6 protein-coding genes are annotated in these 6654 nt (G+C 55.3%); 3 read left to right on the forward strand and 3 right to left on the reverse strand.

Going from position 1 to position 6654, the window contains the following annotated elements; genetic code table 11:
* Positions 1-17: 17 nt before the first annotated feature.
* A complete protein-coding gene (locus JRG72_01625) occupies positions 18-1256 on the forward strand; it encodes an amidohydrolase (GenBank protein ID MBW2133921.1) in 1239 nt (412 codons plus the stop codon).
* Here JRG72_01625 and tsaA read toward each other — a convergent pair.
* The 3 genes from tsaA to JRG72_01640 all read right to left on the reverse strand — a co-directional run bounded on the left by tsaA (position 1213) and on the right by JRG72_01640 (position 3557).
* Entirely contained in the window at positions 1213-1659 is a 447-nt protein-coding gene (tsaA, locus tag JRG72_01630; GenBank protein MBW2133922.1) for a tRNA (N6-threonylcarbamoyladenosine(37)-N6)-methyltransferase TrmO, read from the reverse strand. The genes JRG72_01625 and tsaA overlap by 44 nt on opposite strands.
* Positions 1660-1681: 22 nt before the next feature.
* On the reverse strand, positions 1682-2524 hold the full coding sequence (locus tag JRG72_01635; protein MBW2133923.1) for an adenylate/guanylate cyclase domain-containing protein: 843 nt from the start codon (positions 2522-2524) through the stop codon (positions 1682-1684).
* A gap of 364 nt (positions 2525-2888) precedes the next feature.
* Positions 2889-3557, reverse strand: coding sequence for a DUF3786 domain-containing protein (locus JRG72_01640; protein MBW2133924.1), 669 nt, complete (start codon positions 3555-3557; stop codon positions 2889-2891).
* Between the two features lie 123 nt (positions 3558-3680).
* Between JRG72_01640 and JRG72_01645 the strand changes: the two genes are divergently transcribed.
* Entirely contained in the window at positions 3681-5765 is a 2085-nt protein-coding gene (locus JRG72_01645; GenBank protein ID MBW2133925.1) for an acetate--CoA ligase family protein, read from the forward strand.
* Between the two features lie 144 nt (positions 5766-5909).
* Positions 5910-6089: a hypothetical protein gene (locus JRG72_01650; protein MBW2133926.1), complete on the forward strand. Its 180-nt coding sequence runs from the start codon at positions 5910-5912 to the stop codon at positions 6087-6089.
* Positions 6090-6654 lie beyond the last annotated feature (565 nt).

A 6654-nucleotide genomic window follows, 5' to 3' on the forward strand; every position in this document is an offset into this window, starting at 1 on the left:
TACCGGAGAGTATCATTATGGCCGGAGTGGACCAATTGCTGAGCACCATCGAGTCTCGTGCCCTGAATCTGATTCCCGAACTTAAGCGGCTGCGGCGGGATTTTCACCAATATCCCGAGCTTTCCAACCACGAGGTCCGCACCGGGCGGGTGGTAGGGGATTATCTCCGGGACTTAGGCCTGGAGGTCACTAACGGTATCGCCGGCCATGGGGTAGTGGGAACCTTAACCGGAGCCGCCCCAGGAAAGGTTATTGCCTATCGGGCTGATATGGACGCCCTGCCGATTAGCGAGACGGTGGATTGTCCCTGGCGGTCCCAGGTCCCCGGGGTCATGCACGCCTGCGGCCATGATTTTCATTTAAGTATTGCCCTGGTCACGGCCCGGGTGCTGACCGAACTTAAGGATCAGCTGCGGGGTCAGATCCGGTTTATCTTTCAGCCTGCCGAGGAGGGTCTCCCCCTGGGAGAACAAGGCGGGGCCCAGATAATGGTTGAGGCCGGGGTGCTGGAGAATCCCCCGGTGGACGCCATCCTGGCTCTGCATCTGTCGCCGCTGATAGAACTTGGTGTGATCGGTTATTGTCCCGAGGTGGTCACCGCCGGGGCCGACCGCCTCAGGCTGGAGATCATCGGCCAGCCGGTCCATGCCGGTACCCCCCACAAAGGGGTCGATGCCATTCTGGTGGCGGCCATGGCGCTCATTCAGCTCCAGAGTCTGCTAGTCCATGGGAAGGATGCCCGAGAGCCGGCGGTGCTGGTGTTTACCACCATCGCCGGGGGACAGCGTTTCAATATCCTGGCTGATCGGGTGCAACTGGAGGGCACTCTGCGGTTTCATGATCAGGCGGTCCGGGACAATTTATTGACCCGCATACATGCTCTAATATCTGGCCTTACTAAAGGCTATGGTGCCCAATATTGTCTGATTAGCCAGCCGATTTACCCGATCCTCAAGAATGAACCCGAGTTGACTGCTAAAGCCCTCACCGTCCTCAAACACATTTTGGGTCCGACCCGTCTTTATCGGATGCGTCCGGTGATGGGCAGCGAAGATTTTTCCTATTTTGCCCAACGCGTCCCCGCCTTCTATTTTTTCCTGGGGGCTCGGACGCCAGGGACTAAAGGGCGCCCCTTACATACCCCTGATCTAAACCCGGACGAAGGAGCGCTGGCAATAGGACTGCGGGCCGCGGCCAGCCTGTTGTGCTGTCTCAGCCAGTCAGAGTTTTCCCTGAGGAAGGACTCTGGCGGCTGATCCATTCCGGGGTGGTGGCCTCGGGGTGCAGATCGATGCCAGGCAAATAGGGCTTCAGGTCCACTACCGGGGTCCCCTCCCGGGCGTCGAGTTTATCGATTCGAATTAAGTTGTTATCAATTGCCAATATCCGGGCGGCGCTGAGACCGATCAGATTGGGCCGCCGGGGAGAGCGGGTTCCAAAGACTCCGGTCAGGGGATTAGCGGGATTATTGCGGGGATGAACTTTGAGAAGACTGCGGCTCTGGGGATCATCATGTTCGTGAAACCAATAGAGCACCCAGAGGTGCGAAAAACCAGCCAGGCCGTCCAAAGCTGGGGCGTATTTGGGATCGACCTCGATGGCCGGTTGAGTATCTATTTTGCGGACCCAGCCTATGGGCCGGAGTTCATAATATTCCATGGATCACACCTCATCGATTGGCTTAACCCTTGGAGTCTAGCAATTGATAAATCGGAGTGGGGGCGCGGCGGCCGCGCAGGATAACCGGGGTACAGGCCTTCACCTGAAAGTTCCTGGCCACCTCCTGGTAAGTCAAGGGTCCAATTATGGTATCAGCTTCCAGTTCCCTGGTCAGTTCCTGGAGCCGAGCCGCCACATTGACCGTATCCCCGATTACCGTATAATCCATCCGCCGGGCGGAGCCGATGTTACCCACGATCGCTTCCCCGGTATTAATGCCGATGCCGATGCGGCGAATCGGAAATTCTCCCTGTTCCTGCATCTCCACCAAGCGGCGGTGCATGGCCAGGGCACATTCAACCGCTCGATGGGACGCCTGGGGGAGCTCCAGCGGCGCTCCAAAAACTGCCATCAGGTTATCTCCCAGATACTTATCCAGGGTGCCCTGATGCTCAAAGACCAGATCCACCATGGCGGTAAAATACCGGTTGAGTATGTCGACCACAGATTCGGGAGGTAGTTGCTCGGAAATGGCGGTGAATCCCCAGATATCAGCAAACAGTACCGTTACTTGGCGGCGTCGCCCCCCTAACTGCAACAAATCCGGGTTTTTGATGAGTTCATCACATACCGCCGGGCTGACATAGCGAGAGATAGTCTCCCGCAACTGATTCTTCTCTTTGTATAAGCGCAGGCGACTCCGGAGGGAGGCCTCGTGTCCGGCTTCCTCGTTGGCGATCTCAATTAGGATATTCCTTAACTCTGGGTCATCGGTCTGTTTGCTCATCTCCAGATAACTATACTGGGCTTGTAATTCCTGGGCAATGGCCAGTTCTATGGCCTCAACAATGGTTAATTTTTGCATTTCATGCTCCAAAACAGAGGGCTTGCCTTCAGCATAGCGGCCAGAGCAATGGCCTGACCGCGGAACACTAAATATTCTTAGGTCAAAGAAAACGGCTCTTGGGAGAGGGGCAAGGGGGATCAAAAGGCCCTACGCCCTCCCCGTAAATTAACCTTTTAAATGCTCCGATTGATAATATATCCGAATCTCAGACGCCTCGCATTATATCAATTGTATTTAATTGATTAAGACGATAGGATATAATAAGTTTTTAACATGACATAAACAAGCCAAACCCCTGACCATGGTCCTCGGTTTTTGACAGTCACTCAGGAATTTAGTCCAATTTATCAAAAAGCCAGTGCCGTGGGAGGGTAGGTGATCCTCAGGGGCTGAAGGTGGAAAGGCCGGCGCACCACAGTTCCCGGGTGACTACGTTTAACAGTGCCCAGACCGCGTCTAGGGGCCAGTACTGATCTAGCCCTGCAGGGACAGTTAAACTGACCTGGGCCGGGAACTCGTCATCCGCCTCCCACAGGATGACACCTACCGACAAACCAGGAAATACCGGCAGGGTGAGGGCCGCGTCACCCAAATCCTGTGACTGACCGCCGAGTTGCTGTCCGACTCGCAGAAAACCCGTGGCATCTCGACCAAAACGCTCTTCCAGGCCGGTTACCGGCAGGGCGTGGGGACCCTGGAAAAAGGTGGTACCACCCTTGAATTCGCGGGGACTGACCTGAGAGCCGGGCAGGGCGGCGGGGTTTACCCGCAACAGGAAAAGCAGAGCTACTAAACAGAGCTGAAATCCAGGGTCCCGGTCTTCTTCGCCAATGTAGGACGCTCGGTGCTGAGCCGGAGCAATCACCAGCCTCCGGTTCAGAAAAGGCAACTGATAAGTGCCGTTAATGAACGAGGCCCCGGTCCGACCGGTAACCTCTTCGTAAGGACGAGCAAGCAAGTCCTGCCAGAAGTAGGCATCGACATCTGAGCATTTCTCGTATAAGACATTGGCTTCCGGGTCGGTAGCAATATCGCCTTTACAATCTGCCATGGTTTTTTCCTAATAGCTGTCATCTTCCTGATAAATCTAGTCCTGTAAAGGCCTAGGTGTTGATCTCGAAAGAACTTTTATCATATAAATATAACCAAATTGATCAAGGAGCAACCCTAGCCGATGAAACAATTTTTTTATCCCCGTAGTGTGGCGGTAGTGGGGGTCTCAGAATATCCCACTAATTTGGGTCGGGTTATTGTTAATAACCTGCTCGCGTTCGGCTTCCAAGGCCCGATCTTTCCTATCGGACCACGGGGCGGACAGGTGCGGGGCCTGGAAATCTTGCCATCCTTGCTGGAACTGCCGCAGCCGGTCGACCTGGTGACAGTTTTGGCACCGGCGCTGGTAGTCCCCAAGGTCTTGGACCACTGCGCCCAACGGGGAATTACCCGGGTGGTGGTAGAGTCGGGCGGATTCTCCGAGTGCAGCGAGGCCGGCCGGGTTCTGGAAGAAGAGGTCCGCCAGCGCTTGCAGGATTATGGCATCCGCCTGGTAGGGCCTAACGGTCTGGGCCTGATTAATCTGGAAGTCGGGCTTTGCCTGCCGTTCGCCCAGATTCCCTTGCGGCCTCGGCTGGGAGGGGTATCCATTGTGGCCCAGAGCGGCGGAGTGGGCGCTAATTTGATTTCCTGGTTGGCCCAGGAAGGGCTGGGGATGAATAAGTTCATCAGCCTGGGCAATAAATTAAATATTAACGAAACCGATGTCCTGGCCTATCTCCTGGAGGATGATGGGACCCACGTCATTTACCTGTACCTGGAAGACATCGTCGACGGCCGCCGATTAATGGACCTGGGGCAATCGGCCACCAAACCGATCCTGCTGCACAAAGCCAATATTGGCAGCGCCAGCGCTGCTATCGCCCGCAGCCACACCGCGGCTTTGACGGTGGATGATCGGGTAGTGGATGCCGCCTGTGCCCAGGCCGGGCTGTGTCGGGTACATACCCAGGCCGATTTTCTGCTGGCTGCCAAGGCCCTGGAACAGCCGCCCTTAAAAGGGAACCGGTTAGCAGTAATGTCGCGGTCGGGCGGCCAGGCAGTGCTGGTGGCCGATGCCTGCCAGCGCTGGGGTTTTGAGTTGCCGCCCTTGTCGGAGCGCATCCAGAATTTAATCCGCAGTCGCTCCCGGGCCGGAATTATTGAACCTATTAATCCGGTGGATTTGGGTGATGTTTATGACTTCTCGCTATATCGGGACCTGATGCTGGAGTTCTGTCGGGATCCGGTTTTTGACGCCGTGTTATTGAATTATGAGCCGTTATCCGATGAAGAGAAGGCCGTCGCCCGGGATACGGTGCAGGATCAGATCAGGTTGGCTCAGCACTACCAGAAACCTCTGGTGATCGCGGTCATCGGCGAACTAGAGGAACGACAATTCCTTCGGCGGCAAATGGGGGTGCCAGTGTTTGATTTCCCCGAAGAGGCCATTCAGGGCCTGGCCCTGGCCCGGCAAGCCTCCCGACCGCCAGCCGTGGTTTCGGCTTCGGTGGGCTCGCCCCCTCAGCTAGCCGGGGTAGAAAAGGTGCTGGCCCCCTACCTCGCTACCCCCGGCCCCTTGCCGATGCCGGTGGCCTTAGAGGTTTTTCAGAGTCTGGGAATGGCAGTGCCAGAGTGGCATCTGGTAACCTCGGAAGCCGCGGCAATTAGTGCGGCGTCTGGCCTGGGCTGTCCGGTATGCCTGAAATTGGTGGCCCCCAGTGCCGTGCATAAATCTGATCTGGGAGGGGTGGTCCTCGACCTGGAGACCCCTGCGGCCGTGGCCCAGGCATTTGATCAGCTGGCCCAGGTGGCCCAAAATCGGCTTCCGTGCGGGGAGGACTGGCAAGCCCTGCTCATGCCCATGGTAGCCGGTGGGGTGGAAATCCTGTTGGGGGCGCGGCGGGATCACACCTTTGGCCCCCTGGTAGTATTCGGCGCCGGCGGCATCTGGGTAGAAATTCTGGAAGACGTGGCCTTGGGCATCGCTCCCCTGGGCGAAGCCCAGGCCGGGCGGCTGATCGACCAGACCCGGATCAGCGCCATGCTGCAGGGCCGGCGGGGTCAACCCCCGGCAGACCGGGAAAGCATAATCCAGGGATTAATGTTGCTATCATCATTGATGCTTCACTTTCCTCAGATTGAGGAGCTGGATCTCAATCCGATCCGGGTTTTCCCGCAGGGACAGGGAATGCTGGTCCTCGATGCCCGGATGACCATTAGCTAGACCGCGATTTTAAGCCGGTCAGGATTAGTGATTATTTAATTCCTTAGACTGGCTTATTTGTCGGCGGCTATCTGTTCCAAACGCCTTTCTACCCACTGGGCTTCGGACTCAAATCCGCACTTCTGGTTGGGGGGAAGGCATGGTGTGAAATTCCTTGCTGAAATGAAAAGCTATTTGCAAGGTCTTGGGAAGGTCCCGGGTCTGACCCAGGGCCTGAAGGAGTTCTGCTTGACTGGCGGGCTTAAAGACTATCGTTACACCTGGAACGGGGGGAATACAATACTTGCTGTGCTGCTAATTACCGGCCTGTGCCAGATCGGCTGACAGGGCCAATATAAAAAATCCGAGCAGGCCGTTGAACTTTATCCCTTTCAGATAGGCCATAAAATTTTCCCCATCATGGTAGACCCACGTTCTAACCTAAAAAAGCCATGCCTGGCGCATGGCTTTTCATATATTCAAGCAGCCCGGTGGGACTGTTTTAACTCCACATCAATGGCCCCTGGATGGATTGCTTAAGGCGTGCCGGGACAGGTTTTCCGGTCCTCGGGCTGCTTTGATTATAGGTTAATCACCATCTTCAAAAATGCAAGACCTGCATCCTTAATCTCGGGGTTTTTTATTAACTATTACTCAGGTCATAAAATGAATGAATTTGGGTTAGAAAAAAACAGCGGTATGGAGAGGGTGGTCGGCGGTCCCCCGCCCTCCCCTCAAATTGAGACTGTTGCAAAACGATACGTAAATATTACTAAAAATTAATACAAAAAAGACTCCCAAAATGCTTAACCTATGGTAATATCAAGGAAATAATTTTTCTGGAGCTGATATGAGCAAAAAGGGCCGAGCCAACGGTTCATTCTTTGGCAACCATATTTATGAAAGCCTC

The organism is Deltaproteobacteria bacterium, assembly GCA_019309545.1.
GTDB lineage: Bacteria > Desulfobacterota > Desulfobaccia > Desulfobaccales > Desulfobaccaceae > Desulfobacca_B.

Coding starts and splice junctions, on each gene's coding strand:
- JRG72_01625 (MBW2133921.1), top strand. CDS start 18: ATGGCCGGAGTGGACCAATTGCTGAGCACCATCGAGTCTCGTGCCCTG.
- tsaA (MBW2133922.1), bottom strand. CDS start 1,659: ATGGAATATTATGAACTCCGGCCCATAGGCTGGGTCCGCAAAATAGAT.
- JRG72_01635 (MBW2133923.1), bottom strand. CDS start 2,524: ATGCAAAAATTAACCATTGTTGAGGCCATAGAACTGGCCATTGCCCAG.
- JRG72_01640 (MBW2133924.1), bottom strand. CDS start 3,557: ATGGCAGATTGTAAAGGCGATATTGCTACCGACCCGGAAGCCAATGTC.
- JRG72_01645 (MBW2133925.1), top strand. CDS start 3,681: ATGAAACAATTTTTTTATCCCCGTAGTGTGGCGGTAGTGGGGGTCTCA.